The sequence below is a fragment of the Paracidovorax sp. MALMAid1276 genome, from assembly GCF_049198005.1.
Taxonomy (GTDB): domain Bacteria; phylum Pseudomonadota; class Gammaproteobacteria; order Burkholderiales; family Burkholderiaceae_C; genus Acidovorax.
In genome coordinates this window covers 17,914-43,508 of sequence record NZ_JBMIRS010000259.1, presented here as the reverse complement: position 1 = coordinate 43,508, position 25,595 = coordinate 17,914, and the positions used below count along the sequence as shown (strand labels likewise).

The window sequence follows — 25,595 nt, the reverse complement described above, 5'->3', positions numbered from 1 at the left end:
TGGCCGAAATTAACCGTCCAGTTTAGACGCCACCATCCCCATCCCCCGCAACTCAGTCTTCAACACTTTCCCATAGGCGTTCTTCGGCAGCGCCTCCACCCACCGGTATTCCTTTGGCCGCTTGAACCGCGCAATGTGCTCGAGGCACAGTGCCTCCAGCACCGCATCGCCCACCGCCCCGTCCTCGCCCGCCACCAGGTAGGCCACCACCACCTCGCCCCATTCGGCATCGCGCTGGCCCACCACGGCCGCCTCGCGCACCTGGGGGTGGAGCAGCAGCACCTCTTCCACCTCGCGCGGATAGATGTTGCTGCCGCCGGAGATGATCACGTCCTTGGACCGGTCTTTCAGCGTGAGAAAGCCGTCGGCATCCAGCGCGCCCATATCGCCTGTGCAGAGCCAGCCATCGCGCAGCGTCTGCGCCGTGGCCTCGGGGTGGTTCCAGTAGCCGGGCATCACCGTGTCGCCGCGCACCACCACCTCGCCGGTTTCGCCGGTGGGCACGCTCTGCCCTTGAGCGTCGACCACGCGCACCTCCACCAGCGACTGCGCCACGCCGACGGACGCCATGCGCTCGGCCCAGCGCGGGTGGTTGCGGTCGGCCAGCTGGGCGCGCGACAGGGCGGTGATGGTCATGGGGCTTTCGCCCTGGCCGTAGATCTGCGCAAAACGGTTGCCCATCACGGCCAGGGCGTTGCGCAGATCGTCGGCGTACATGGGGCCGCCGCCGTAGACGATGGTCTTGAAGCCGCTCACATCCGCACCCGTGGCGCGCACGTGGTCCACCAGGCGGTGCACCATGGTGGGTGCGGCAAACAGCGTGAGCTGGCCCACCGATGCCGCCAGCTGCACCAGCTCGGCAGGCTCGAAGCCGCCCGACAGCGGCACCACATGCCGCCCGCCGCGCAGCACCTGGGCGTAGTTGTAGAGGCCTGCGCCGTGCGACATGGGTGCGGCGTAGACCATGGCGTCGCCGGGCAGCACGTCGTCCACATCCGTGAAGTAGCAGGCCGTCATGGCCAGCAGGTTGCGGTGGGTCTGCATCACGCCCTTGGGGCGGCCGGTGGTGCCCGATGTGTAGAACAGCGAGGCCACGTCGTTCGGCGCGCGGTCGCATACGTCGATGGGCGCGTGGGCCACGGCCTGCGCGTAGGCGGGCGAACCCAGCACCAGCAGCGCAGACTCTGGGCCACCGGCCTCGCGTGCGGTGGCGGCCAGCGCCTGGGAGACGAGCACCGTGCGTGCGCCGGAGTTCTCCAGCACGTAGGCCAGCTCCTTGGCGTGCAGCTTGTAGTTGACGGGCACCGACACGCCACCGGCCCAGACGATGGCGTGCAGGGCTTCCAGATATTCGGGCGCGTTGGCGGCGTAGATGGCCACGCGGTCACCGGGGGAGATGCCGCACTGCGTGCGCAGGTAGCCCGCCAGCGCGGCGGTGCGGGTGCCCAGCTGGGCGTAGGTCCACAGCGGCTCGCTGCCGTGCAACACGGCGGGCTGGTGGGCGTGCAGCTGCGCGCTGCGGCGCAGCAGGTGGGCGATGTTCATCGTGCGCGCTCCAGCACGCTCACGTAGTTGGCCACGGCCGAGCCTCCCATGTTGAACACGCCCGCCAGCGCGGCGCCCGGCACCTGCAGGTCGCCCGCCTCGCCCACCAGCTGCATGGCAGACACCACGTGCATGGACACGCCCGTGGCCCCGATGGGGTGGCCCTTGGCCTTGAGCCCGCCCGAGGCGTTGACGGGCAAACGGCCGCCGCGCTGCACCGTGCCGTCGTCCAGCACGCGATGGCCCTGGCCGGCGGGCGCCAGGCCCATGGCCTCGTAGGTCAGCAGTTCGGCAATGGTGAAGCAGTCGTGCACTTCGGCCAGCGAGAGGTCGTGCACCGCGCAGCCGGCCTGCTGCAGCGCCTGCTGCCAGGCGCGCCGGGGGCCTTCAAAGCCGACCACGCGGCGGCGGGCCATGGGCAGGTAGTCGTTGACCTGGGCACGGGCGCGAAAGCGCACGGCGCGCGGAAAATCGCCCGCTGCATCGTCGGCCGCCAGGATTAGCGCCGCAGCGCCGTCGGACACCAGCGAGCAGTCGGTCTTGCGCAGCGGGTCGGCAATCATCGGGTTGCGCTCGGACACGGTGTTGCAGAACTCGAAACCCAGGTCCTTGCGCATATGGGCCCAGGGGTTGAGCGCGCCGTTGGCGTGGTTCTTGGCGGCGATGCGCGCCAGGGTGGCCGAATGGTCGCCGTGCGCCGCGAAGTAGTCGCGGGCAATGGAAGCAAAGATGCCCGGAAAACCGCCGGGCGGGTTGCCCGCCTCGCCCGAATATCCGCAGTCGCCCAGGATGCGCGTGGTCTCTGCGCCAGACACCGCCGTCATCTTCTCGGCACCGATGACGAGGGCCACGCGGGTGCGGCCGGCCTCGATGGCATCACACGCCGCATACACCGCCGCCGAGCCCGACGCGCAGGCGTTCTCCAGCCGCGTGGCGGGCTTCCAGCGCAGGGCGTCGTCGCACTGCAACGCCAGCGACGAGGCGAACACGTCGGGCGTGAAGCCGCCGTTCAGGTTGCCCAGCCACACGCCGTCCACCGCCGTGCCGTCCACGCCGGCATGCTGCATTGCCTCGCGCCCGGCGCGGGTGATGAGGTCTTCCAGGCCGAGCCCGTCCAGCCGGCCAAAGGGCAGATGCGCCCAGCCCACGATCGAAACGCCCATGTTCATGCTCCGCAAAAATTCCTAGCGATGCACGGCACTGTAGGCACGCCGTGCGGAGCCGCACAGTCGCCGAACTACCCAAGGGAAAACCCTGCTCCGCATATCCCTACGGCCTGTGGCGTTGAAAGTGGCTTGCCTAGACTGCACGTGTCCCTGCGCACCGTCATGGCCTCGACCCATGACGCCTCCCTCACTCGATCCCCTCGCGGGCAGCACCCATGACCCTGGACCAGCAAAAATCCATCCTCACCATTGCCCTGTTGGCTGCGTTTGCAGACGGCCACAAGGACGACACCGAGCGCGACGAGATCCGCCGCATTGCGCAGTCTCTGGCCAGCGACGCGGGCATGGCCGACCTGCCGCGCATCTACCAGGACGTGCTGCTCAAACGCACCACGGTGCAGTCGGCCGTGGCCGGCCTGGCCGACCCCATGCACCGCCAGCTGGCTTATGAAATGGCGGTGTGCGTGTGCGACGTGGACGGGCGGCAGAGCCCGGCGGAGCGGGAGTTTCTGACCAACCTTAAATCGGCCCTGCAGTTGGGCGCCCCGCAGACGGCGGCGTTCGAACACGAAGCCGATGCGCTGGTGGACGTGGCGGAAACGGCCGTGCCGGTGGCGGCGCCCGTTGCCCCAATGGCTGGCGCTGGCGTAGCGGTAGCGGCAGCTGCGGCAACGCCCACGGCAGGTGCTTCCGCCTCCAGCGCAGAACTGGACCAATCCATCCTCAACTACGCGTTGCTCAACGGCGCGCTGGAACTGCTGCCGCAGTCCTGGGCATCGATGGCCATCATCCCCATGCAGGTGAAGATGGTGTACAGCATTGGCAAGGCCCACGGCGTGGAACTGGACCAGGGCCACATCAAGGAATTCATCGCCGCTGCTGGCGTGGGCATGACTTCGCAGTACCTGGAGCAGTTTGGCCGCAAGCTGCTGGGCGGCCTGCTGGGCAAGGCGGCGGGCAAGACCATCGGCCGCATAGGCGGTGCGGCCACGGGCATGGCGTTTTCGTTTGCCACCACGTATGCGCTGGGCCAGGTGGCCAAGCGCTACTACGCCGGGGGCCGGGTGATGAGCACCGCGATGCTGCGCGAAACTTTCCAGAACCTGCTGGGCCCTGCCAAGCAGATGCAGACGCAATACCTGCCGCAGATCCAGCAGAAGGCCGCCACGCTGGACGCCGGCCAGATCATGGCCATGGTGCGGGGCAGGTAAGGCCTCAATCGAAAACTATCAATTTGATAGCTGTCAGCGCTTACTGGATAAGCGCTAAAGGTGATTTTTATTAGATTTTTTCTGCTCAGCGGTCAATACGGGGCAGCAGCTTTGCTGCGCGTGAGCAACACAACCGGGCCCGTCTCAGCGCGGCGCTGCTGCGTGACAGAATCGGGCCATGCGCGCCACCACGGACCCTGCAGACTCCCTGATCCCGGCCATGTCGCTGGGCTCCCCTTCCGACACCGCGATGACGGCGCTGTATCGCGTGGCGCTCGGCCCCGTCAACACCGACCGCTACCTGCCCATCTTTGCGCGCTTTGATGCCACCGGCCGCACCACCACCAGCTGGAACTGGGCGGCCTGCCTGTGCACGCTGAACTGGATGGTGTTCCGCCAGCTGTGGAGCGCGGCACTGGTGTATGTGGCCGCCGCCGAGGGCCTGGCGCTGCTGGTGTTTGGCCTGGGCCGCTCGTTTCTGCAGTGGCCGCAGGGCGTGGAATGGGGCGTGCTGGGCGCGTTCGCCCTGCTCGCCTTTGCGGTGCCCGGGCTGTATGGCAACGCGCTGCTGCACGCCGACATCCGAAGGCGCATCGCCCGCGCGCTGGCAGCGTCGCGCACAGTGCCCGAGGCCTGCGCGCTGCTGGACCAGCAGGCCAGCACCCGCAAGCGCCTGACCACGGTGGTGCTGGCCAATGGGGTGCTGGCGGCCGCCGCTGTGCTGGCCTACCTGGTGCTGCCCCAGGCCGGCCTCACCCCGCCCGCGTGGGAACAACGCGCGGTGACGGTGGCCGACGCTGCGTCGGCGGCGTCGGCGCCCGCCTCTGCGTCTTCTTCGGCCGCCGCCACGTCGGATGCAGGGGCCACCGCCTCTGGGTTGGCATCCGCGTCCGTGTCGTCGGCCGCTCCGCCTTCCACTGCGGCCGGCACGGCGTCGGCCCCTGGCGCCGGCCCGCCGCCCGTGGCTGCACCGCCCACACCGGCCCAGGCCCCAGCCTCGCCTGCGCCCAAGGCGGCAGCCTCCGCCGCTGCGGCAAGTCCCCGCCCGGCCGCCGCCGCAGCGCCTGCAGCGTCGCGTGCGCCCGCTCCGTCGGCCACTGCGCCAAGCGCCTCCCAGCAGCGTGCCGCCACGTCTGCGGCGTCCCCGTCCTCGAAGGCATCGGCATCGGCCGCGCCCGCCTCGCCGTCCAAGCGGCCTCCACCGCCCGCAGCGGCAGCGCCGAAGGCCTCGGCAGAAGTCCCGGCCACGGTGGGCAGCACACCGGGCTACTACATCAACGTGGGCCTGTTTGCCGACGAAGCCAACGCCCGCAAGGCGCAGGCGCGGCTGTTGAACGAGGGCCTGCCCGCGTTCCGCCAGGAGCTGAACAGCGCAGGCGGCCGCCGCATCCGCGTGCGCACCGGCCCCTACGACACCCGCGCCCAGGCCGACGCCGCCGCCGCATCCATCCGCGCGATGGGGCTGGACGCGGTGGTTTTCCGGCAGGGGCGCTGAGCCGCCAGGGATGTCCCGCGTATCCCTCGTGAGTCCGCGTTTTCACGGACTGCAGGGGGAGGTGCAGAGCATCCCCAGGCATCAGGGTCGCCCGCGTCCGCCAGCGTCCTACGCGCCACCGCCCGGCGCGCCGACACGCGGCGCGCCCGCATGCGACTACGCTGTCGGGGCGTGCCGCTGCGCTGGTGTTCTCGGAGTTTTTGCCCCGTCTTCGCAGCGCATTCCAACGCGGCACGCTGCACAACCATGCCGCACCGACCCAATCCACCTTCACCCTCACCCGCCTCGTCCCGCCCCCGCGCCAGCACACGCCACCTCGCGCTGGCTGCGGCGCTGGCGGCGGGCGCCCTGCTGACCACGGCCTGCGCGCCGTGGCGCCTGTGGAGCACCGCCGAACTGGCGCGCGACGCCCAGCCCTTCACCGCCCACCCACGCCAGCCCACGCGCCGTGTGCTGGTGGTGGGCGACAGCACGGGGGTGGGCACTGGTGCCACTTCGCCCGCGCAAAGCCTTCCCGGCCTGATGGGCCAGCACCATCCGCAGTGGCACATCGACAACCTCGCCGCCAACGGCGCCAGGTTCGCCGACGTGGTGCAGCAACTGGAGCGGGCCGAGCCCGGCTACGACCTGGTGCTGGTGCTGGCCGGCGGCAATGACGTGATCCGCTTCACGCGGCCCGATACGCTGCGCCCGCAGGTGCAGCGCACGGTGGCTTTGGCCCGCCAGAAGGGCGAGCGTGTGGTGATGATGCCCTGTGGCGACGTGGGCCATGCGCCCTTTTTCGCGCCCCCGCTGTCGTGGGTGATGTCGCACCGCTCCGAAACGCTGCACACCCTGGTGCAGCAGGTGGCTTCAGGCCAGCAGGTGCGCTACGTGCGCTTGCTGCGTCCGCGCAGCGAAGACCCGTTTGTAGCCCGCAGCAAGGAGCTGCACGCGGCCGACGGCCTGCACCCGAGCAGCGCCGGCTACGAGGAGTGGTACCGCGAGCTGGTGGCCCAGGGCGGGCTCGCCGGCATGGGCCACCCCTAGTCCACTGAAGCCGAGAAATCGGCTCCAGTGGACTAGACAATTCACAGCCCCGCTTGCGCCCTTCGCAGGCCGGGAATGCGCCGTGCACACGCACCCACCGGGGCGCTCCAAGGCGTGCCCGGCTCCGCGCAGCCGCATGTTTGCTCGGGCACAGCCTCCGTCAACACAGCACCGCATTGGGTCACGGGGCTCCATGCACATTGGCCCGGGTATTGCTTGAAAGCATGCATCTGAATGCAACACGCACAAGGAACACCATGGCAGCCTTCCCCCTCCCTGCACGCACTTCCAGCATGCCCACGCTGTCGTCTTCCACTCAGACTCCCTCGCGCGACGCGGGCATGTCGCTCGTCAACCTGGCGGCGCGCCAGCGCATGCTGTCGCAGCGCATGGTGCTGCAAACCGTGCTGGCGGCACGCGGCAGCGACCTTCACCTGAAGGCCGCGCGCGGTTCGCTCACGCTGTTCACCGACAGCCAAGCGCGGCTGGTGGACACGCCGCGCCACCTGGATGCCACCAGCGCCGAGATCATCCGCAAGGCCTACCACGGCCCCCAGGGGGTGGGCGCCACCATCGAGGCATTTGCACAGCAGGTGGGCACGGCGCTGGATCTGGCCGAGCGCCAGAGCCCGCGCGTGGAGGACGCACTGGCCCGCCTGGTGGAAACCACCGACGGCGTACTGGACGCCCTCAACACGGCCACCACCGCGTTCGACCAGGTGAGCAAGGCGCAGTCCGAAACCCTGATGAAAGAGCTGGCGGGCATCGTGGCCTCGATCCAGACCGTGGCGCGCGAGGCCAAGGTGGTGAGCTTCAACGCCCAGGTGATGGCCGCGCGCGCCGGTCAGCACGGCCGCGAATTCGCGGTGGTGGCCAACGTGCTGTCCGGCATCACCAACGAGATCGACGGGCTGTCGCTGCAGGCGGTGTCCCTGGCCGGGCGCAGCCGCAGCGCGGCCTGACCTGCGGGCTGCGGGCTGATCAGGGCGCGGCGGTCTCGCGCACTTGCGCAAAGCGTTCGGCCAGTTCCTTGCGCAGGGCCTTGCGCAGCAGGGCGGCCTCCCAGCGGCGGCGCTCGTCGGGGGTAGAGGGCGACAGCGGCGGCACCTGCACGGGCTTGCGCGATTCGTCCACCGCCACCATCGTGAAAAAGCAGCTGTTGACGTGGCGCACCACCTGCGACCGGATGTTCTCGGCCACCACCTTGATGCCGACTTCCATCGACGAGCTGCCCGTGTAGTTGATGCTGGCCAGAAAGGTGACCAGCTCGCCCACATGGATGGGCTGCAGGAACATCACCTGGTCCACACTCAGCGTGACGACATAGCAGGCCGAATAGCGGCTGGCGCACGAATAGGCCACCTGGTCCAGCAACTTCAGGATGGCCCCGCCGTGCACGTTGCCCGAAAAATTGGCCATGTCGGGGGACATCAGCACCGTCATGCTGAGCTGGTGTGAGGGGATGTTCATGCGGGCAATTTTAAGGGCCGCCCACCCCCCAAAATGCCCGCCCCACCCCAGGCCGCAGGCCGCGCCCGCGCTGCCTGGGCGGTGTGCGTGCAGGCCCTGCGCGCAACCCGCAACCTCGGGCAAACCCCTGTCACCGGCTTGACTCGCATTGCGCGTAAACCCCGGCGCCGGACGCTTCACCAGCCTCGTACCATTCGTTACATCCCGGCCCCTCCGGCTGCGGACAGGAGGTGTCGATGAAGTCGCCGGTTGCCCCAGGTATCACCCGTCTTGACCATCCCGCAGGCCCAGGCCGGCGCGCGCTGCTGCTGGCCCTGGCCGCCAGCGCGTGCGCCAGCCGCCACGTGGCCGCGCAGACATCCTCGTCACCCGCAGCTGCCGGGCGGGGCGACATCCTCATCGGCCGCACCACGGCGCTCTCGGGCGGCATGGCCCCTTTTCTCGCCCCCATCCACCTGGGCCAGGACGCAGCCATCGCCGACCTGAATGCCCAGGGCGGCATCGGCGGGCGCAAGGTGCGGTTCGTCACGCTGGACGACGGCTTCGAGGCGGCGCGCGCCATCGCCAACGCGCGCACGCTGGGCGACAAGGAGGGCGTGCTGGCGCTGTTTGGCGTGGCCGGAACTTCGCAGGTGCTGGGCATGCTGCCCTATCTGGCCGAGGCCAAGCTGCCGCTCATCTCGGTGTACACCGGCAGCCCCGCCGTGCGCATGCAGGCCAGCCCCTATCTGTTCACCACGCGGGCCAGCTACGCCGACGAGCTGGTGAAGATCGTGCGCAACCTGGTGGCGGTGCAGAGTGCCCGCATCGGCGTGGCCTATGAGAACAACGACTTCGGCAAGCTGCTGCTGCCGCTGGTGGAGAAAGTGCTGGCCGCCGAAGGCGCCACGCTGGCCGGCACCGCCAGCCTGGAGCCCTCGGGCGCGGGTGCGGACGAGGTCGCGCGCAAGCTGGGCGAGCTCAAGCCCCAGGCGGTGCTGCTGGTCGCCGCCGGGCCGCCCGTGGTGACCTTTGTGCGTGCCAACCGGGCCCATGTGGGGGTGCCGGTGTACACGCTGTCGCTCGGCGCAGGCGCCGCCGTGCTGAAGGCGCTGGGCGAAGATGCCCGCGGCCTGGCCGTGGCGCGCACCGGACCATCACCCACCAAGCCCACGCTGCAGCTCACGCGCGACTTCCAGGCATCGATGAAGCGCCACGGCCACGCCATCGACTACGACCACTTCACCGGCTACATGGACGCCCGCGTGCTCACCGAGGCGCTGCGCGCCGCCGGCCCCGGCGTGACCCGGGCCAGCCTGGTACAGGCCATGCAAGGGCTGGGCACGCTCGATCTGGGCGGCTACACCTACCAGTTCAGCCCGCAGAACCGCCATGGGTCCAGCTTTGTGGATATCGCGGTGGTGGGGTCTGGCGGGGTGTATCGGCAGTAGCGGCGCTGGGCGGCATGGCATCCCTGCAGGCCAGGGGCGCTGGTCCCGCCCTGCGCGGCTGGCGTGCGCGCCTGAGGTCTGACCATCTGGCCACTGACGCCAGGCACACGCCACATGCCACATGCCACATGCCACATGCCAAATGCCAAATGCCACATGCCAAATGCCACATGCCATACGCGATATGCCATATGGCGTGCAGGTTGTTGCCACCCGGCAACGAGTGTCTGGAATCGAAGTGCTCGCAACAGGTTAAATTCAAGAATCATTCTCAGTTGCATTTACAATTTGGTTACACCCAGCCAGCCGTGCTCCGATGAACCAGGTCTCCCTGAAAAGCGCTGCAAGCCAGCCCACCCACGCTTTTCACCAGGAGCCCTGCCATGCCTGCGAGCCGTCGGCCGTTTGCCCATTCACTTCACCCTCTCGCCGTCTCTGCGACCCTGGCCGCCTCCATGGCCGGCACTGCCTGGGCGCAACAGCCGGCTGCGGTCCCTCCCGCCCCAGACACACGCGCAGACACACGCACTGAGCCCGGCACCGACCAGGTCGTGCAGCCCCGGGCACTCGACAGCGTGACCGTGTCCGGCGCGCGCGAAAGCGCCTCCACCCGGCTGCAGCTCACCGCACGCGAAACGCCGCAGTCGGTCAGCACCGTCAACCGCGCACAGATCGAGCGCCAGTCGCTCACCAGCATCGACGCCGTGCTGCGCAACGTCACCGGCATTGCCGTGAGCTTCTACGACACGCAGCGCCCGCTGTACTACGCACGCGGTTTTCAGATCACCGATTTCCAGACCGACGGCCTGCCCAGCTACAGCAGCGGCAGCAACCAGGAGTTCGACACCGCGCTGTACGAGCGCATCGACATCGTGCGCGGCGCCAACGGCATCCAGACGGGCGTGGGCGTGCCGTCGGCCACCATTAACATGGTGCGCAAGCGACCGCAGCGCCAGTTTGCGGCGTCCGTGGCGCTCACGGCCGGGTCGTGGAACCTGTACCGGGGCGAGCTCGATATCAATGCGCCGCTGAACAGCGACGGCAGCGTGCGCAGCCGCCTGGTGATCGCCCCGCAGAAGAAGGACAGCTTCCGCGACCGCTATTCCGAAGACAAGACCGCCCTGCTGGCCGCCGTGGAGGCAGACATCGGCCAGTCCACCGTGGTCGCACTCGGCTACCAGCGGCAATCGAACGTGCCCAAGGCGCCCATCTGGGGCACCATCCCGCGCTTTGCCACCACGGGCGCGCCCATCGACCTGCCCGTGTCCACCAGCTTTTCGCCGCCATGGACGCGCTGGGAGCGCACCTCGGGCACGCTGTACGCCACGCTGGACCACCAGCTGAATGACGACTGGAGCCTGAGGGCCGCGTACAACCACACCGAGGGCGACAACTTCAGCCTGCGCACCTACGGCTACGGCGCCACCACCTCCCGCGCCCCCTTCATCAACCCCGAGACCGGCGCAGGCGCCACGCTGTATGGCGCAGTGGGCGGCGGCAGCGAAAAGCAGGACACGGTGGACGCCTACCTGTCGGGCAAGTTCGCACTGGGTGGCCGCAAGCACGACCTGGTGGTGGGCATGAGCTCCACCCGCACCGCCACGCGCACCGATGGCTACACCTCGCTGGCGGGCTGGAGCTACGTCATCCCCAACATCTACACCTGGGACGGCAATGCGCCCATGCCCACGTATTCAAAGACGGGCGCCTGGCGCACGCAGACCACCCAGCAGACGGGCCTGTTCGCGTCGGCGCGCTGGCGCGTGGCCGATCCGCTGTCGGTGCTGACCGGCGTGCGCCTGACCGACTGGCACCGCCACACCGACACCTACAACACCACCGGCGCCTACGTGGGCCAGTCCGCCATCCAGGACGAGAACCGCAAGATCACCCCCTACATCGGCGCGGTGTACGACATCACGCCCACGCTGTCGGCCTATGCCAGCCACACGCGCATCTTCAACCCCCAGAACTACAAGGACCGCAACAACATGCCGCTGTCGCCCGTGATCGGCAGCAACACCGAAGCCGGCCTGAAGGCCGAGCTGTTCGACCGGCGCATGCAGGCGCACTTTGCGGTCTTCCAGACCAAACAGGACAACTACGGCGTGCGCGACAGCGCCATCACCACCCCACTGCCCGACGGCACCCTGCCCTACGTGGCCGTCAACGGCACCAAGGCCACCGGCTTTGAGATGGAGCTGGCCGGCATGGTGAACAGCCGCTGGCGCGTGAGCGCGGGCCTGACACGCGCCAAGGTCACCCGCGCGGCCACCGACCTGATCTACGCCAACCTGCCCGAATACCTGCTGCAGCTGGGCACCGACTACCAGCTGTCGGGCGCGCTGGCTCCGCTGTCGGTGGGCGGCAGCCTGATGTGGCAGAGCACCATCGAAGGCTTCAACATTCCGCACCCCAGCGGCACCGTCACGGTCAAGGAATCGCCCACCGCCGTGCTGAACCTGCGCGCAACCTGGCGGTTCAACCCCAAGCTCAGCGCCACGCTGGCGGTGAACAACGTCACCAACCAGAAGTACTGGGCCAACCTGGACTACGGCAACTACGCCGACCCGCGCAACGTGAGCCTGACGCTGCGGGCGGCGTTTTAGAAGCGACTTCCTGGGCGCTACAGCGAGCCCAGCTCGTCCTCCAGCGCCTTGAGCTGGTCGCGCAGCTCCAGCGTGCGGGCGTCGCAGGCCGCTTTGGCCTTGCGGGCCGCCGCCGCATTCTCCTGCGCGAACTGGGAGCCCGCGCCCAGGCTGCGGCGCAGCGGGCCCGCCTGGGCCACGGCTTCATCGGGGGGCGCCGCGCATTCCCGCTGGTTGCGCTCCATGGCGGCGCGCGCCTGCGGCACGCCCTGGTTCTGCAGATAGTGCTTGCGCTGCCAGGTCGGGCCAAAGGCGCCCTCCTTGGAAGGCGCTTTGGCCGGGGCTGCGGCAGCAGCAGCAGCAGGTGGCGCGGCGCTGCTGGCCGGGGCTGCGGCCGGCAGCGCCGGCCTCACCTCGATCTTTTCCCCCTCTCCAGCACAGGGCGCGTCCTGGAACGAGATCCTGCCCCGGGCGTCGGTGCATTTGTTGATGGCCCAGGCCGGGGCCAGAAAGCCCAGCGCCAGGGCGCAAGTGGCGAAGCGGATCGTCGGGTTCATGGGGGTGGCCTGCCTGGGATCAAAGGCACATGCTACGCCAGCCCTACAATCCGCCGCTTCCATGACCACCCCATTCTTTGACGCCATCATCATCGGCGCCGGCGCTGCAGGCCTGTTCTGCGCAGGCCAGGCCGGCCAGCGGGGTCTGAAGGTTCTGCTCGTCGACCATGCCGACAAGGTGGCCGAGAAGATCCGCATCTCGGGCGGCGGGCGCTGCAACTTCACCAACCGCGACCTGGACCCGGCCGCGCCGCACAAGCACTTTGTGGGGCAGAACCCGCAGTTCTGCCGCTCGGCGCTGTCGCGCTACACCCCGGCCGACTTCATAGCGCTGGTGGACAAGCACGGCATTCCCCACCACGAGAAGCACAAGGGCCAGCTGTTTGCCGACCGCTCGGCCGAGGACATCATCGCCATGCTGCTGGCCGAGTGCGCGGCCGGCGGGGTGACGCACTGGCAGCCCTGTGGTGTCAAAAATCTGGTCTTTTTGCCATCCAGCGCTTATCCATCAAGCGCTGGCAGCTATCAAATTGATACTGACCGCGGCCCGGTGCAGGCCCGCTCGGTGGTGATTGCCACGGGTGGCCTGTCCATCCCCAAGATCGGCGCGACGGACTTTGGCTATCGGGTGGCACAGCAGTTCGACATCCCGCTCGTCGAGCGCCAACCCGGCCTGGTGCCGTTGACCTTTGACGGCGCCGGCTGGGCACCGTATGCGCAACTGGCGGGGCTGGCGCTGCCCGTGCAAATCAGCACCGGGGCCAAAAAACATCGCATGGCGTTCGACGAAGACCTGCTGTTCACGCACCGGGGCCTGTCGGGGCCTGCGGTGCTGCAGATCTCCAGCTATTGGCAGGAAGGTACGCCGCTGTCCATCAACCTCGCTCCCACGGTGGACCTGCCCGCCGCGCTGGCCCAGGGCAAGGCCCGCTCGCGCAAGCTGATCGCCAACGAGTTGGCCACGCTGGTGCCCAGCCGCCTGGCCGATGCCTGGGCGGGGCGCGAGGCCGACTGGCAGCGCCCGATCAACGAGGCATCGGACAAGGCCCTGGCCCGCCTGGCCGAACAGCTGGCGCGCTGGGAACTGACGCCCACGGGCACCGAGGGCTACAAGAAGGCCGAGGTGACGCTGGGCGGCGTGGACACCCGGGCGCTGTCGCAGCAGACCCTGGAGTGCAAGACGCAACCCGGCCTGTATTTCATTGGCGAGGTGGTGGACGTGACGGGCTGGCTGGGGGGCTACAACTTCCAGTGGGCCTGGGCCAGCGCGCATGCGTGTGCGCAGGCGCTGGCGGTGACACCCCCCTGAGGCCCTGCAGGACGGCGCTTGCCCGGCGTCCCTCGCCGGCGCAGCGCATGTTCGGCGGCCAAGGTTCGGCGGCTAAGCCGCGGCAACCATCCTCACGTGCTGCGCCGTGTGCTGTACAGCCCAGGTCTCCAGCTGGTCCCGCGGCAGCGGGCGGCTGAAGTAGTAGCCCTGCAGTTCCTCGCAGTCCAGCGCGCCCAGCACCTGGGCCGTGGCCATGTCTTCGACGCCTTCGGCCACGATGCGCAGGCCCAGCGTGTGGCCCAGCGCGATGATGGCGCGGGTGATGGCCATGTCGGCGGGGTTGGCCAGCATGTCGCGCACAAAGGACCTGTCCACCTTGAGGCGGTCGATGTCGAAGCGCTTGAGGTAGGCCAGGCTCGAATAGCCGGTGCCGAAATCGTCGATGGACAGCTGCACGCCCAGCGCTTTCAGGGCCGCCAGCTGCTGCTCGGCCATGTGGGCGTTGTCCATGAGCTGCGATTCGGTGATCTCCAGCTCCAGCCGGTGCGCGGGCATGCGGGTGCGGGCCAGCAGTGCCTCGATGTCCGGCACCAGCGCGGGGTCGGCCAGTTGCGCGGCCGAGAGGTTGACTGACACCGACACGTCGGCCAGCGGGTGCGCGCCGCCCTCCTGCGGCCGCGCCTGCCAGCGCACCCACTGCTCGCAGGCCTGCTGCAGCACCCAGCCGCCGATGGCGCGGATCATGCCGCTCTCTTCGGCAATCGGGATGAACTCGCTGGGCGGGATGGCGCCCAGCACCGGGCTGTTCCAGCGCAGCAGCGCCTCCACCCCCAGCAGCTGCGCGCCCTTGGCGGACAGGCGCGGCTGGTAGTGCAGGCTCAGCTCGTTGCGCTCCAGCGCGCGGCGCAGCTGCTGCTCCATGGCCTGGCGCGCGACGGCGCGCTGGTCGGTCTCCATCGAATAGAACAGCGCCATGTCGCGGCCCGTGGTCTTGGCCTCGTACATGGCGGCGTCGGCGCGGCGCATGAGTTCGTCGATGTCGCCGCCGTCCTCGGGGTACACGGCAATGCCCACGCTGCAGGACACATTCAGCTCGTGGCCTTCCACCGGATGGCTTTGGCGGATGAGCGGGATCAGGCGGCGTTCCACCAGCTGCTGCACATCCTCGCGCCCGCCCACGTCGCGCATTACCACCACGAATTCGTCACCGCCCAGGCGGCTCACGGTGTCGCGGCTGCGCACGGCCTGCGTGAGGCGCGCCGCCACCGAGCGCAGCAGCCCGTCGCCGATGTGGTGGCCCAGCGTGTCGTTGATGGACTTGAAGCGGTCCAGGTCGATGAACAGCACGGCCACCTTCTCGCCGGTGATGGGCGCCTGGGCCAGCGCCATCTGCAGGCGCTGCACGCACAGCGATCGGTTGGGCAGCTCGGTCAGCACGTCGTGGTGGGCGAGGAACTGGATGCGCTCCTCGTTGTGCTTGCGGTCGGTGATGTCGATGGCGATGCCGATGTGGTTGGCCACGGCGCCCCCCTTGCCCTCGCGCACGGCCGACACCATGAGCAGGGCCGGGTAGGTCTCGCCCGAGCGGCGGCGAAAGCGCACCTCGCCCTGCCACGATTCCTTGTCCTGCATGGTGCGGCTGATCTGGGTGGACAGCGGCTCGCCCACCTGCTCCTCCAGCAGCAGGCCCAGGTCTTCGCCGATGACCTCGTAGAAGTCGTACTGCGTGCTGCGGCAAAAGGCCTTGTTCACGCTGATGATCTGCTGGTCGGCGTTCATGATGATGATGCCCTCGGACGAGGCCTCGAACACCTTGGCCCACAGCTCCAGGCGCTGCTCCATCACCTTGAGCACGTTGATCGGCGTGAAGGCCGTCAGCACCGCATCGCGGCCCTGGAACTGCAGGCGCCGCGCCGACAGCACGGCCCAGGACGGCTCGGGGCTGCCCTTCCAGCGCACCTCGAACTCGTCGACCGAGCCCTGGTCCGCCAGGCGCTGGAAGAAGCGGGCACGCACGCCCGGCTCCAGCCCCACGGCCCAGGGGTCGGTCTTGCGGCCGCCCAGCCAGTGCGCGGCGGGCGCGTTGGAATGCAGCACCTCGTGCTCGGGCACGGACGTGACCACCATCGGGATGGGAAACGCCTCCACCAGCTCGCGCTGCGCCTCGGCCGCGCGGGCGCTGGCGGCCAGCTCCTGCTGCAGGATGCGGTCGCGGTCGAGCTGGGACAGCATCTCGTTGAACGCCGTGACCAGGCGGCCGATCTCGTCGCGGCTGTTCCAGTGCGCGCGCAGCGTGTGGTCGCCGCTCTTGCGCACCTCGTCGGCCACCCGCGCCAGTTGCTGCAAGGGCTTGGCGATCTGGCGCGCCACCAGCGTGACCAGCGACAGGATGCAGCCCAGCAGCACCAGCGCCGTGCCCAGGTGCAGCCACATGCGCGCAAACAGGCTGTCCACCCGCTGGTTGAGCAGCCGCTCCAGGTCCACGATGCCCACCGACCAGGCATCGCGCAGCGCGCCCAGTACCTGCGCCTGCTGCGCGCCCACCTGAGCCAGGGTCAGGCGCGATTCGCCCGCCGCCAGGCCCTGCAGCAGCGAGCGAAACCCCTCCAGCGCGGCCTTGAGCGCCTCGCGCTCGCCCGCCAGCGCGGCGCGCATCTCGGGCGAACCGGCGTTGAACGCCTGGTTGTAGTCCGACTCGATGCCCCGCGCCACGGCGTCCAGCCGCCCCGCCAGCGTGAGCAGCTCGGACGACCACTGCGGCCCGCGCCCTACGGGCGAGGCCTCCAGAAATACCACCGTGTCATGCACGGCCTGCAGCAGCTCGGGAAAGCGCAGCACCACGAGCGACATCACGTAGTAACTGTCGAGGTCCGGGTCCAAAATCAGGTTGGACTGGTTGCCCACCGTGGTGAGCAGCTCCCGCCCTTCGCGCAGCAGCTGGCTGCGCTGCTGGGTGAGCGAGGGCGCCGCAGCGCCCGCGGCGCCCCGCACCTGCGGCGCCGCCGCAGACAGCTGCGCCAGCGCGTCGCTGAACCGCTGTGCCACATCGGCCGTGCGCAGGTGCGTGTCGTGCGCCTCGCGCACCTCGGCCAGGCGCTCCAGCATGCGGGCCGCCTCGGGCGGCTGCTGCGAGGCGTCCAGAAACTGACCCAGCAGGCCGTCGCGCACCACGGCGGCGTAGGCCGTGCCCACGCTCTCCTTGCGCGTGAAGTCGATGGCCAGGTACTTTTCGTGGATCAGGATGCTGGACACATAGATCACTGCCGTCAGGTCCAGCAGGTAGATGAGCATGAGCTTGCGGCCCACACTGAGCCGGCCCAGCCAACCCGAAACGCGGTGCATGAATGCCATGGTGTTGTGTCCTCGGCGCCGGTGCGCGGGGCGGATGGCCGGGCGCACCCACCGGTGGTTAAGTGAGTGTTACAACACGAAGCAATTTTCAAGCCATGGGCATGGCAGATCGCCCCTCCCGGCGCAGCGCGAGCCGCCAGAGGGGTAGACGGATGCACCATTTCTTCAAAAGAGGGCTATAATGCTCGGCTTTGCTGGCAATCCCCGTCGGCCAATACTAGTTACGGTCTCAAGACCGAGACGGGGAACTCGCCGCACACGGTCTCCAGGCCCGATCTTCCCGGAGACCCTCTGTGGGCACATTTTGGAAACCATTAGCTAATGACCACCATCCGCGTAAAAGAAAACGAACCCTTTGACGTTGCCCTGCGCCGCTTCAAGCGCACCATCGAAAAGCTGGGCCTGCTGACCGACCTGCGTGCCCGCGAGTTCTACGAAAAGCCCACCGCCGAGCGCAAGCGCAAGAAGGCCGCCGCCGTGAAGCGCCACTACAAGCGCGTTCGCAGCATGCAACTGCCCAAGAAGCTGTACTAAGCACAGCCTCCAAGCATGAAACCCGCGCCGGGACGCCAGCGCGGGTTTTTGTTTTTCGGGTCTGCACAAAGCCCCCCTGGCGTCGTTACAACGCCTTGCCGTAGCGGCACTACTGTCTGCGGCGCTGCGCCTAGCCAGAGGGGCGTTGTGCAAACCCTCCGTCCCTGTCTGAAACCCACCAAGGAAGCTGCCATGAGCCTCAAGGACCAGATCACCGAAGACATGAAAACCGCCATGCGCGCCAAGGACAGCGAGCGCCTGGGCACCATCCGCCTGCTGCAGGCGGCGATGAAGCAAAAGGAAGTGGACGAGCGCATCGTGCTGGACGATGCGGCCGTGGTGGCCATCGTGGACAAGCTGATCAAGCAGCGCAAGGACTCGATCACCGCGTTTGAAGGCGCAGGCCGCCAGGACTTGGCTGACAAGGAAAAGTCGGAGATGGCCGTGCTGCAGGCCTACCTGCCCGCGCGCATGTCGGCCGACGAAGTGGCTACCGCCGTGCAGGCCATCGTGGCCGAGCTGGGCGCTGCAGGCCCCGGCGACATGGGCAAGGTGATGGGCGTGGTCAAGACCCGCCTGGCGGGCAAGGCCGACATGGGCCAGGTGTCGGCCGCCGTGAAGGCCGCGCTGGCAGGCTGAGCGGGGCCCTGACCGCATTCGGAGATATTGCTTCTCTTTTGATAGCTGCCAGCGCTTGATAGATAAGCGCTGGCGGCTATTTTTATTCATATTCTCTCGGCATCTGCGTCCCAGGCGCCGTCGCGCGCACCGCGCCGGGCCGACGTCAGAACCGCACCACCACCTTGCCGAACGCGCCGCGCTCCAGGTGCGCAAAGGCGGCGGGCACATCGGCGGCGGTGTATTCGCCCGCGATGACTGGCTTCAGCCCCGCAGCGTCCACCGCGCGCACCAGCTCCTGCAGCGCGCGGCGGTGGCCCACGCTGATGCCCTGCACGGTGGCCCGCGCCCCGATGAAGTCAAAGACCGAGGCGCTCACCGTGTCCCCCGCCAGGGTGCCGATGACCGACACGCGTCCCCCGGCGCGCAGCGCCTGCATGGATCGGCCCAGGTTGGCGCCGCCCACGGTTTCCAGCACCTGGTCGGCGCCGCGCCCGCCGGTCAGTGCCCGCACCTGGGCTGGCCAGTCGGCGTCGCGGGCCAGCGCGTGGGCGGCGCCCAGGGCCAGCACCTGCTCGCGCTTGGCAGCGTCGCCCGAGACGACGATGGGCACCGCACCGTGCAGGCGCGCCAGCTGCACGCCAAACAGGGCCACCCCGCCCGTGCCGTGGATGAGCACCGTCTGCCCCGCGCGCAGGCCGCCGGTTTCCACCAGCGCAAACCACGCCGTGAGGCCCGCGATGGGCAGGGTGCTGGCGGCCACGGCATCCAGCGCCGCCGGAGCCGCCACGGCCCAGTCGGCATCCAGCAGCACGTGCGAGGCCAGCATGCCCGGGCCGGGCGCGCCCAGCGGCATGGCGCTGGCGGGGCGCTCGCCGTCCAGCCAGCCCGCCCAGAAGGTGCTCAGCACCCGGTCGCCGGCCCGCCAGTGCGCAGAGGCCGCGTCGCCCACCGCCACCACGGTGCCCGCCAGGTCCGACGCCGGGGTGAACGGAAAGGCCAGGTCCATGCCCATGCCGTCCCGCGCCATCAGCAGGTCGCGGTAGTTCAGCGCCACCGCCTCGGTGCGCACCAGGATCTGGTGCGAGGCCGGCGTGGGCATGGGGGCCTGCACCTGCTCCAGGTGGTCCAGGCCAAATTGCGGCAGTTGCCAGCGTTGCAGGGTCGGCGCAAGGGTGCTGTCGGTCATGGTGAAACTCCAGAAAAAGGGAAACAAAAAACGAACAGGCCCATGCTATTGACGCGCATGGCTCTCTGGTGGAGCTTGTTTTTCCTTTGACTGGCGAACAAAATTCGCCAATGACCGAACGATTGCAAGGTATCGACGCCTTTGTGGCGGCTGTGGAGGGCGGCAGCTTTGCCCAGGCCGCCATGCGCCTGGGCCGCACCCGGTCGGCCGTGGGCAAAAGCATTGCGCGGCTGGAGCAGCGGCTGGCAGTGCGGCTGTTTCACCGCACCACACGCAGCCAGAGCCTCACCGACGATGGCCAGGCCTACTACGAGCGCTGCCGCCGCGCGATGGACGAACTGGACGCCGCCGATGCCGCCGTGGAGGCCGGGCGCCACGCCCCCACAGGCACGCTGCGCATGAGCATGCCCGCGCTGTTCGGGCGCATGTGCATCGCGCCCCTGCTGCTGGAGCTGGCACGCGACAACGACGGCCTGCGGCTGGACCTGCAGTTCAGCGACCGCCGGGTGGATTTGATCGAGGAACGCATGGACCTCGCGATCCGCAGCGGGGCGCTGCCGGACAGCAGCAGCCTGTCAGCCAGGCTGCTCGGGCACCAGTGGATGGGGCTGTACGCCGCCCCCCACTATCTTGCACGGCATGGCCGGCCCGCGCACTGGCAGGCCCTGGTGGAGACAGCGGGCAGCCACCGCTTCGCCTGCTATGGCCGCGACGAGCTGCGCCCGCCATCGTGGCCTTACCACGACGCCGCGACGGGCGAGCTGCGCGAGTTCGCGGTGCCGCCGCGTGTGCGCTGCGACAGCCTGGAAGTGCTGGCCGCCAGCGCGGAGGCGGGCCTGGGCATCACCCGCATTCCGCAGTGGCTGGCCGCACCCGCCGTGGCGTCCGGCACGCTGGTGCCGCTGTTCGACGAAGCCCGGCCGTTTGGCTATGCCCTGCACGCCGTGTGGCCCAGCGCGCGGGCGCTGCCGCGGCGCACGCGCGCGGTGATCGACACCCTGGCCGCGCGGCTTCCGGCCCTGCTGGCCCACTGAAACCGGGAAATCGGCGGAGGACTCAGGCCGGAGGGCAGGCAGGTCAGCCTGTCAGCGCACAGCCCGATCAGCTCGGCACGTCGCCCGCTGGCGGCAGGCCCAGGCCCGCATCGCCCTGCCGGAACACCTCCTGCAGAAACTCCACACACACGCGCACCTTGGCCGAGCGCTCCAGCCGCGTGGGGTAGACGGCCCACACGTTCGCCTCCTGCTGCCAGTCGGGCAGCACCTGCACCAGCCGCCCGGCGCGCAGGTGCGCGCCCACGTCCCACAGTGAGCGCAGCACGATGCCCCGGCCATCCACGGCCCATTGCACCGCCATCTCGCCGTTGTTGGCCGACAGCGGGCCGCGCACCTTCACCACCGTCTCCACCGCGCCGCTGCGCAGGCGCCACACGCCAAAGGGGTGGTCGCGCTCCTTGATCACCAGGCAGTCGTGGCTGGCCAGGTCGGCCGGCGCGCGCGGCGGGCCGTGGCGCGCCAGGTAGGCCGGTGCGGCGCACAGCACGCGGCGGTTGTCGGCCAGGCGCCGGGCGATGAGGTGCGGCGCAATCTCGTCGCCCACGCGCACATCCAGATCAAACCCCTCGCCCGCCACGTCCACCAGGCGGTCAAACACTTCCAGCCGCACCTGCAGGCCCGGGTGGCGCTCCACCAGGCGCGACAGCGCAGGCGCCACCACGCGGCGGCCAAAGCCGAAGCTGCTGCTCACCCGCAGCAGGCCGCGCGGCTCGCGGCGCGTCACGGCCACCTCCTGCAGCAGCTGCTCCATGTCGTCCAGGATGCGCTGCGCCCAGTGAAACACGCGCTCGCCCTCCTCCGTCACCGCCACGCGGCGGGTGGTGCGGTGCAGCAGCTTCACGCCCAGGTCCTGCTCCAGCAGGCGGATGCGCTTGCTCACATACGCCGGCGAGGTGCCCAGCTCGGTCGCCGCGCCGCCAAAGCTGGACTTGCGCACGACCACGGTGAACACGCGCAGGTCTTCAGGGGCAGGGTTTTTATGCACGATTCGTGAAGAGTGAGGCCACAGCTGGCGGATTGTATTGACCTGTGGCGCTGCCGAAAATCCTGGGCATCTCAATCCTTGTGCCCCGCACAGCGCCCCACCATGACCCAAGCCACCCAGAGTCCCCGCCCATTTCACATCGCCGTATTGCCCGGAGACGGCATCGGCAAGGAAGTCATGCCCGAAGGCCTGCGCGTGGTGCAGGCCGCCGCCGCCCGCTTCGGCCTGGACCTGCAGCTGCACACGTTTGAATGGGCAAGCTGCGACCACTACGCCGCCCACGGAAAAATGATGCCCGACGACTGGAAGGCGCAACTGTCGGGCATGGACGCCATCCTCTTCGGCGCCGTGGGCTGGCCCGCCACGGTGCCCGACCATGTCTCGCTGTGGGGTTCGCTGCTCAAGTTCCGCCGCGAGTTCGATCAGTACATCAACCTGCGCCCCGTGCGCCTGTTTGACGGCGTGCCCTGCCCGCTGGCGGGCCGCAAACCGGGCGACATCGACTACGTCGTGGTGCGCGAGAACACCGAGGGCGAATACACGTCGCTGGGCGGCGTGATGTACGCGGGCACCGACCGCGAAATCGTGATCCAGGAATCGGTCTACTCCCGCCACGGCGCCAACCGCCTGCTGAAATTCGCCTTCGACCTGGCCCAGAGCCGCGCCAAAAAGCACGTCACCCTGGCCACCAAGAGCAACGGTATCGCCATCAGCATGCCCTGGTGGGACCAGCGCGCCGACGACGTGGCCCAAAGCTACCCCGAAGTCACGCTGGACAAGCAGCACATCGACATCCTGACCGCCCGCTTCGTGCTGCAGCCCGGCCGCTTTGATGTGGTGGCAGCGACCAACCTGTTTGGCGACATCCTGAGCGACCTGGGCCCGGCCACCACCGGCACCATTGGCCTGGCCCCCTCGGCCAACCTGAACCCCGAGCGCAACTTCCCCAGCCTGTTCGAACCCGTGCACGGCTCCGCGCCCGACATCTATGGCAAGAACATCGCCAACCCGATTGCCATGATCTGGTCGGGCGCGCTGATGCTGGACTTTTTGACCCAAGGCCAGGGCGCCGGCCGCGCCGCGCACGATGCCATCGTGGCCGCCATCGAAGGCGCCTTGAAGGAAGGCCCACTCACGCCCGACCTGGGCGGCACGGCCAACACCACCGAGCTGGGCCAGGCCATCGCGGCGCGCATCGCCAAGGCCTGAGCTTTCAACTCCGCTTCAGCCGGTGCCCGAACTGGTTGATGAGCATGCCGCACAGCACGGCTGCCGTGCCCGCCCATTGCGCGGGCGCGGGCTGCTCGCCCAGCGCCAGCATGGCGGCCAGCAGGCCCACCACCGGGATCAGCAGCGAGAACGGCGTCACCCGCCCGGCCGGGTGGCGCTGCAACAAGCGCGTCCACAGGCTGTAGGCCAGCAAGGTGGCCAGCAGCGCCAGGTAGAGCACGGCGAACAACGCCTGCCCATTCAAGGCACCCAGTTGCGCCGCCACCGAGGCCGGGCCATCGAGCCACAACGCCAACGCGAAAAAGGGCACGATGGGCACGGTGCTGCTCCACACCACGAAGGGAAACGGCGCGTACTGCCCGCCCACCCGCGCTGCGAAGCGCACCACCAGGTTGGACAGGGCCCACATGAAGGCAGCCCCCAGGGTGAGGATGAAGCCCGCCAGGCTCATCTGCAGCGCCCCCTCGCCATGCGCGCTGGCGATCACCAAGAGGCCCGCGAACGCCACCGCCAGGCCCAGCCACTGCGCCGGGCGCGCGCGCTCGTGCAACAGCGTGACCGCGAGGATCAGCGTGAAGAAGGCCTGGGTCTGCATGACCACGGAGGCCATGCCCGCCGTCATGCCCAGGCGCAGGCCCAGGAACAGCAGGCCGAACTGCCCCACGCCCTGGGCCAGGCCGTAGGCGATGATGAAGCGCCAGGGCAGTTGCGGCCGGCGCACGAAGAGCAGAAAGGGCAGCGACGCCGCGACAAAGCGCAGCGCGCCCAGCAGCATGGGGCTCAGGGTCTGTAGCCCCATCTTCATGACCACGAAGTTCGAGCCCCAGATCAGGATGACCGCGAGCGCGCAGGCCAGGTCGCCCTGCGAGAGCGCACGCGGTGGCGCATCGCCCACGGCAGTCGCCGCGGTGCTCATGCGCCGCTGCCCGCCAGGGTGTCGGCCACGGCCACGGGCCGTCCCTGCCGCTGCCGCGCCGCAATGAAGGCATCGAAGGCCTGCGCACTGGTCTTGCGCGGCATATAGCCCAGTTGCTCCTTGAGCGCGGTGTTGAGCAGCACCGGCCGGTAGCGCAGAAAGTCGAGCTGCTCGGGGCCATAGCGGCTCAGCCCCAGGCGCGATCCCACGAACAGGGCCGCTTGCAACAGCCAGGCCGGCAGGTCGAGCGTGGTCTTGCCCAGGCGCGCAGCGATCTGGTGGATGGTGAGCGCCCCGTCGCCCGCGAGGTTGTAGCAACCCGGTGCCGCGCCATCGAGCGCATGCAGCAGTGCGCCGGTCACGTCTTCGTCCCATATGAAGACGAAGGGGCTGTCGCTGCCGCGGATGGCCAAGAGGCGCGGCTTCTCGAACAGCGCGGTGATCTGGTTGTCCACCCGCTCGCCCAGGATGGTGCCGATGCGCAGCACGGTCTGCGCCAGCGCGGGGTGGTTGTGGCGCCATGCGGCCAGCATCTCCTCGACCAGGCGCTTGTGGTGCGCGTAGGCAAAGGCCTCGTTGCCGCGCAGCGGGTGGTCCTCGGTGATCCAGGGCGCATTGTCGGCGTGGTAGCCATAGGCCGCACCGCTGGACGACACCACCACATGCCGCACGCCCTGCGCCGCACAGGCCTCGAGCACATTGCGTGTGCCGTTCACGTCCACGTCGTATTCAAAAGCGCGGTTCGAGTCACGGCCCGGCGTGACGATGGAGGCCAGGTGCACCACCGTGTCGATGGCATGGCGCTGCAGGGTGGTGGCCAGGGCCGGGTCGCGCACGTCCTGGGCCTGGTAGGTGACGCCCGGTTCACGGCGCTCGACGGGCACCTCGCGCACATCAAGGGCCACCACGGTGCCGGTGTCCGGGCGTCTCGCCAATGCCGCCACCACGCCGCGGCCCAGGAACCCATCGGCCCCGGTGACGAGGACATTGCGGGCGCGCATGGTTGGGGAGCTCATGCGTGCTCCCCCAGGGCCGCTGCGGGCGGGGCCCCCACCGGGTCCCTGCGCCCCCACCAGCTGGCCAGCGCCAGGCCGGCGATGATGTCCCAGAAGCCCCAGACGCCTGCCACCACGGCCATGCCGCCCAGGCCGCCGAAGAAGCTGAAGATCAACACCAGGCCCAGGCCCGCATTGCGGATGCCGACCTCAATGGAGACCGCACGCCGGTCAAAGTCTTGCAGGCCGGTGGCGCGCGCGCACAGGTAGCCGGTGCCGAAGGCCAGCGCATCGTGCAGCACCACGGCCAGCAGCACCAAGCCTACATAGTCGAGGAAGAAGCGCCAGTTGCCCGCGATGGCCCCGAGGATGAAGCCGATGAGCGCCAGGAAGCTCACGATGCGCACGGCCTTCTTCACACGCTGGGTGAATCGCGGCAGCTGGTGCGCGCAGGCCAGGCCCAGCACGAAGGGCAGGCCGATGATGGCGACAATGTGGCCCACCATCTCCAGCGGGTCGAGCGCAATGGCCTTGAGCAGCGGCACGGCCGTGGGGTGCATGCCGCCCCAAAACGCGAAGTTGAGCGGCATGGCCACGATGGCGATGGCGTTGGAGATCGCCGTCATGGACACCGACAGCGCCACATTGCCGCGTGCGCGGTGCGTGAGGATGTTGGACACATTGCCCGGCGGGCAGCAGGCCACCAGGATCATGCCCAGCGCGATGCTGGGCCCCACGCCCAGCAGCAGCGTGAGCGCAAAGGTCACCGCCGGCAGCACGATGAACTGGGCGGCAATGCCCACGGCCATGGCCCAGGGCATCTTGGCCACGCGGCGGAAGTCGGCCACCCGCGTGTCGAGCGCGATGCCGAACATCAGGAAGGCCAGCACCGCGTTGAGCAGCATCAGCGAGGCGGGGTTGAAATTCAGGCGGATCTCGTCCACGGGCAGCATGGGTTGTC

21 protein-coding genes are annotated in these 25,595 nt (G+C 69.1%); 11 read left to right on the top strand and 10 right to left on the bottom strand.

The window, feature by feature from the left end; all coding sequences use genetic code 11:
- Window positions 1-9: 9 nt before the first annotated feature.
- Together ACOQFS_RS22075 and ACOQFS_RS22070 are read right to left on the bottom strand one after the other, a co-directional pair.
- Window positions 10-1,545, bottom strand: coding sequence for an AMP-binding protein (locus ACOQFS_RS22075; RefSeq protein ID WP_421564948.1), 1,536 nt, complete (start codon window positions 1,543-1,545; stop codon window positions 10-12).
- Window positions 1,542-2,708: an acetyl-CoA acetyltransferase gene (locus ACOQFS_RS22070; RefSeq protein WP_421564947.1), complete on the bottom strand. Its 1,167-nt coding sequence runs from the start codon at window positions 2,706-2,708 to the stop codon at window positions 1,542-1,544. Before ACOQFS_RS22070 ends, ACOQFS_RS22075 begins: the two co-directional genes overlap by 4 nt.
- A 218-nt stretch (window positions 2,709-2,926) precedes the next feature.
- Here ACOQFS_RS22070 and ACOQFS_RS22065 point away from each other — a divergent pair, with 218 nt between their 5' ends.
- The 4 genes from ACOQFS_RS22065 (at window position 2,927) to ACOQFS_RS22050 (ending at window position 7,408) form a co-directional block, all read left to right on the top strand.
- Complete coding sequence (locus tag ACOQFS_RS22065; RefSeq protein WP_421564946.1) at window positions 2,927-3,922, top strand: YcjF family protein; 996 nt, start codon at window positions 2,927-2,929, stop codon at window positions 3,920-3,922.
- A 178-nt stretch (window positions 3,923-4,100) separates the two neighbouring features.
- Window positions 4,101-5,417 carry an SPOR domain-containing protein gene (locus ACOQFS_RS22060; protein ID WP_421564945.1) on the top strand — a complete coding sequence of 439 codons (1,317 nt, stop codon included), beginning with the start codon at window positions 4,101-4,103 and terminating at the stop codon, window positions 5,415-5,417.
- 246 nt (window positions 5,418-5,663) lie between these two features.
- Window positions 5,664-6,446 (top strand): SGNH/GDSL hydrolase family protein, encoded by a 783-nt coding sequence (locus ACOQFS_RS22055; RefSeq protein WP_421564944.1) that lies wholly within the window; start codon window positions 5,664-5,666, stop codon window positions 6,444-6,446.
- 257 nt (window positions 6,447-6,703) lie between these two features.
- Window positions 6,704-7,408, top strand: coding sequence for a methyl-accepting chemotaxis protein (locus ACOQFS_RS22050; RefSeq protein WP_421564943.1), 705 nt, complete (start codon window positions 6,704-6,706; stop codon window positions 7,406-7,408).
- 19 nt (window positions 7,409-7,427) lie between these two features.
- Here ACOQFS_RS22050 and ACOQFS_RS22045 read toward each other — a convergent pair whose 3' ends face one another.
- Window positions 7,428-7,916 carry an acyl-CoA thioesterase gene (locus ACOQFS_RS22045; RefSeq protein ID WP_421564942.1) on the bottom strand — a complete coding sequence of 163 codons (489 nt, stop codon included), beginning with the start codon at window positions 7,914-7,916 and terminating at the stop codon, window positions 7,428-7,430.
- 236 nt (window positions 7,917-8,152) lie between these two features.
- Between ACOQFS_RS22045 and ACOQFS_RS22040 the strand changes: the two genes are divergently transcribed.
- Both ACOQFS_RS22040 and ACOQFS_RS22035 read left to right on the top strand, forming a co-directional pair.
- Window positions 8,153-9,346, top strand: coding sequence for an ABC transporter substrate-binding protein (locus ACOQFS_RS22040; protein ID WP_421564941.1), 1,194 nt, complete (start codon window positions 8,153-8,155; stop codon window positions 9,344-9,346).
- A 383-nt stretch (window positions 9,347-9,729) separates the two neighbouring features.
- Entirely contained in the window at window positions 9,730-11,955 is a 2,226-nt protein-coding gene (locus ACOQFS_RS22035) for a TonB-dependent siderophore receptor (RefSeq protein ID WP_421564940.1), read from the top strand.
- Window positions 11,956-11,972: 17 nt separating this feature from the next.
- Here ACOQFS_RS22035 and ACOQFS_RS22030 read toward each other — a convergent pair whose 3' ends face one another.
- Window positions 11,973-12,491: a DUF4124 domain-containing protein gene (locus ACOQFS_RS22030; RefSeq protein WP_421564939.1), complete on the bottom strand. Its 519-nt coding sequence runs from the start codon at window positions 12,489-12,491 to the stop codon at window positions 11,973-11,975.
- Between the two features lie 61 nt (window positions 12,492-12,552).
- Here ACOQFS_RS22030 and ACOQFS_RS22025 point away from each other — a divergent pair, with 61 nt between their 5' ends.
- Window positions 12,553-13,800 (top strand): NAD(P)/FAD-dependent oxidoreductase, encoded by a 1,248-nt coding sequence (locus ACOQFS_RS22025; RefSeq protein WP_421564938.1) that lies wholly within the window; start codon window positions 12,553-12,555, stop codon window positions 13,798-13,800.
- Window positions 13,801-13,872: 72 nt separating this feature from the next.
- Here ACOQFS_RS22025 and ACOQFS_RS22020 read toward each other — a convergent pair whose 3' ends face one another.
- Window positions 13,873-17,112: an EAL domain-containing protein gene (locus ACOQFS_RS22020; protein WP_421564937.1), complete on the bottom strand. Its 3,240-nt coding sequence runs from the start codon at window positions 17,110-17,112 to the stop codon at window positions 13,873-13,875.
- A gap of 321 nt (window positions 17,113-17,433) precedes the next feature.
- Here ACOQFS_RS22020 and rpsU point away from each other — a divergent pair, with 321 nt between their 5' ends.
- Together rpsU and ACOQFS_RS22010 are read left to right on the top strand one after the other, a co-directional pair.
- On the top strand, window positions 17,434-17,646 hold the full coding sequence (rpsU, locus tag ACOQFS_RS22015) for a 30S ribosomal protein S21 (RefSeq protein ID WP_007833691.1): 213 nt from the start codon (window positions 17,434-17,436) through the stop codon (window positions 17,644-17,646).
- Window positions 17,647-17,838: 192 nt separating this feature from the next.
- The gene (locus tag ACOQFS_RS22010; RefSeq protein WP_421564936.1) at window positions 17,839-18,285 is read left to right on the top strand and encodes a GatB/YqeY domain-containing protein; all 447 of its coding nucleotides are present in this window, start codon (window positions 17,839-17,841) and stop codon (window positions 18,283-18,285) included.
- Window positions 18,286-18,430: 145 nt separating this feature from the next.
- On the opposite strand, the gene ACOQFS_RS22005 is transcribed toward ACOQFS_RS22010, so the two are convergent.
- Window positions 18,431-19,453 carry a zinc-dependent alcohol dehydrogenase family protein gene (locus tag ACOQFS_RS22005; RefSeq protein ID WP_421564935.1) on the bottom strand — a complete coding sequence of 341 codons (1,023 nt, stop codon included), beginning with the start codon at window positions 19,451-19,453 and terminating at the stop codon, window positions 18,431-18,433.
- A gap of 110 nt (window positions 19,454-19,563) precedes the next feature.
- On the opposite strand from ACOQFS_RS22005, the gene ACOQFS_RS22000 reads away from it, so the two are divergent.
- Window positions 19,564-20,487: a LysR substrate-binding domain-containing protein gene (locus ACOQFS_RS22000; RefSeq protein ID WP_421564934.1), complete on the top strand. Its 924-nt coding sequence runs from the start codon at window positions 19,564-19,566 to the stop codon at window positions 20,485-20,487.
- A 67-nt stretch (window positions 20,488-20,554) separates the two neighbouring features.
- Here the strand turns inward: ACOQFS_RS22000 and ACOQFS_RS21995 are convergent, their stop codons facing one another.
- Window positions 20,555-21,493 (bottom strand): LysR family transcriptional regulator, encoded by a 939-nt coding sequence (locus tag ACOQFS_RS21995; RefSeq protein ID WP_421564933.1) that lies wholly within the window; start codon window positions 21,491-21,493, stop codon window positions 20,555-20,557.
- Between the two features lie 102 nt (window positions 21,494-21,595).
- Between ACOQFS_RS21995 and ACOQFS_RS21990 the strand changes: the two genes are divergently transcribed.
- Window positions 21,596-22,702, top strand: a complete 1,107-nt coding sequence (locus ACOQFS_RS21990) for a tartrate dehydrogenase (protein ID WP_421564932.1) — start codon at window positions 21,596-21,598, stop codon at window positions 22,700-22,702.
- A 4-nt stretch (window positions 22,703-22,706) separates the two neighbouring features.
- Here the strand turns inward: ACOQFS_RS21990 and ACOQFS_RS21985 are convergent, their stop codons facing one another.
- The 3 genes from ACOQFS_RS21985 to ACOQFS_RS21975 are packed head-to-tail and all read right to left on the bottom strand — an operon-like array spanning window position 22,707 to window position 25,587.
- Window positions 22,707-23,639 (bottom strand): EamA family transporter, encoded by a 933-nt coding sequence (locus ACOQFS_RS21985; RefSeq protein WP_421564931.1) that lies wholly within the window; start codon window positions 23,637-23,639, stop codon window positions 22,707-22,709.
- Window positions 23,636-24,655: an SDR family oxidoreductase gene (locus ACOQFS_RS21980; protein WP_421564930.1), complete on the bottom strand. Its 1,020-nt coding sequence runs from the start codon at window positions 24,653-24,655 to the stop codon at window positions 23,636-23,638. Before ACOQFS_RS21980 ends, ACOQFS_RS21985 begins: the two co-directional genes overlap by 4 nt.
- Window positions 24,652-25,587 (bottom strand): bile acid:sodium symporter family protein, encoded by a 936-nt coding sequence (locus ACOQFS_RS21975; protein WP_421564929.1) that lies wholly within the window; start codon window positions 25,585-25,587, stop codon window positions 24,652-24,654. Before ACOQFS_RS21975 ends, ACOQFS_RS21980 begins: the two co-directional genes overlap by 4 nt.
- Window positions 25,588-25,595: the final 8 nt, after the last annotated feature.

Bases quoted from the DNA above. Each gene is read 5' to 3' on its own strand.
- ACOQFS_RS22075 (WP_421564948.1), bottom strand. From the start codon at position 1,545: ATGAACATCGCCCACCTGCTGCGCCGCAGCGCGCAGCTGCACGCCCAC.
- ACOQFS_RS22070 (WP_421564947.1), bottom strand. From the start codon at position 2,708: ATGGGCGTTTCGATCGTGGGCTGGGCGCATCTGCCCTTTGGCCGGCTG.
- ACOQFS_RS22065 (WP_421564946.1), top strand. From the start codon at position 2,927: ATGACCCTGGACCAGCAAAAATCCATCCTCACCATTGCCCTGTTGGCT.
- ACOQFS_RS22060 (WP_421564945.1), top strand. From the start codon at position 4,101: ATGCGCGCCACCACGGACCCTGCAGACTCCCTGATCCCGGCCATGTCG.
- ACOQFS_RS22055 (WP_421564944.1), top strand. From the start codon at position 5,664: ATGCCGCACCGACCCAATCCACCTTCACCCTCACCCGCCTCGTCCCGC.
- ACOQFS_RS22050 (WP_421564943.1), top strand. From the start codon at position 6,704: ATGGCAGCCTTCCCCCTCCCTGCACGCACTTCCAGCATGCCCACGCTG.
- ACOQFS_RS22045 (WP_421564942.1), bottom strand. From the start codon at position 7,916: ATGAACATCCCCTCACACCAGCTCAGCATGACGGTGCTGATGTCCCCC.
- ACOQFS_RS22040 (WP_421564941.1), top strand. From the start codon at position 8,153: ATGAAGTCGCCGGTTGCCCCAGGTATCACCCGTCTTGACCATCCCGCA.
- ACOQFS_RS22035 (WP_421564940.1), top strand. From the start codon at position 9,730: ATGCCTGCGAGCCGTCGGCCGTTTGCCCATTCACTTCACCCTCTCGCC.
- ACOQFS_RS22030 (WP_421564939.1), bottom strand. From the start codon at position 12,491: ATGAACCCGACGATCCGCTTCGCCACTTGCGCCCTGGCGCTGGGCTTT.
- ACOQFS_RS22025 (WP_421564938.1), top strand. From the start codon at position 12,553: ATGACCACCCCATTCTTTGACGCCATCATCATCGGCGCCGGCGCTGCA.
- ACOQFS_RS22020 (WP_421564937.1), bottom strand. From the start codon at position 17,112: ATGGCATTCATGCACCGCGTTTCGGGTTGGCTGGGCCGGCTCAGTGTG.
- rpsU (WP_007833691.1), top strand. From the start codon at position 17,434: ATGACCACCATCCGCGTAAAAGAAAACGAACCCTTTGACGTTGCCCTG.
- ACOQFS_RS22010 (WP_421564936.1), top strand. From the start codon at position 17,839: ATGAGCCTCAAGGACCAGATCACCGAAGACATGAAAACCGCCATGCGC.
- ACOQFS_RS22005 (WP_421564935.1), bottom strand. From the start codon at position 19,453: ATGACCGACAGCACCCTTGCGCCGACCCTGCAACGCTGGCAACTGCCG.
- ACOQFS_RS22000 (WP_421564934.1), top strand. From the start codon at position 19,564: ATGACCGAACGATTGCAAGGTATCGACGCCTTTGTGGCGGCTGTGGAG.
- ACOQFS_RS21990 (WP_421564932.1), top strand. From the start codon at position 21,596: ATGACCCAAGCCACCCAGAGTCCCCGCCCATTTCACATCGCCGTATTG.
- ACOQFS_RS21985 (WP_421564931.1), bottom strand. From the start codon at position 23,639: ATGAGCACCGCGGCGACTGCCGTGGGCGATGCGCCACCGCGTGCGCTC.
- ACOQFS_RS21980 (WP_421564930.1), bottom strand. From the start codon at position 24,655: ATGAGCTCCCCAACCATGCGCGCCCGCAATGTCCTCGTCACCGGGGCC.
- ACOQFS_RS21975 (WP_421564929.1), bottom strand. From the start codon at position 25,587: ATGCTGCCCGTGGACGAGATCCGCCTGAATTTCAACCCCGCCTCGCTG.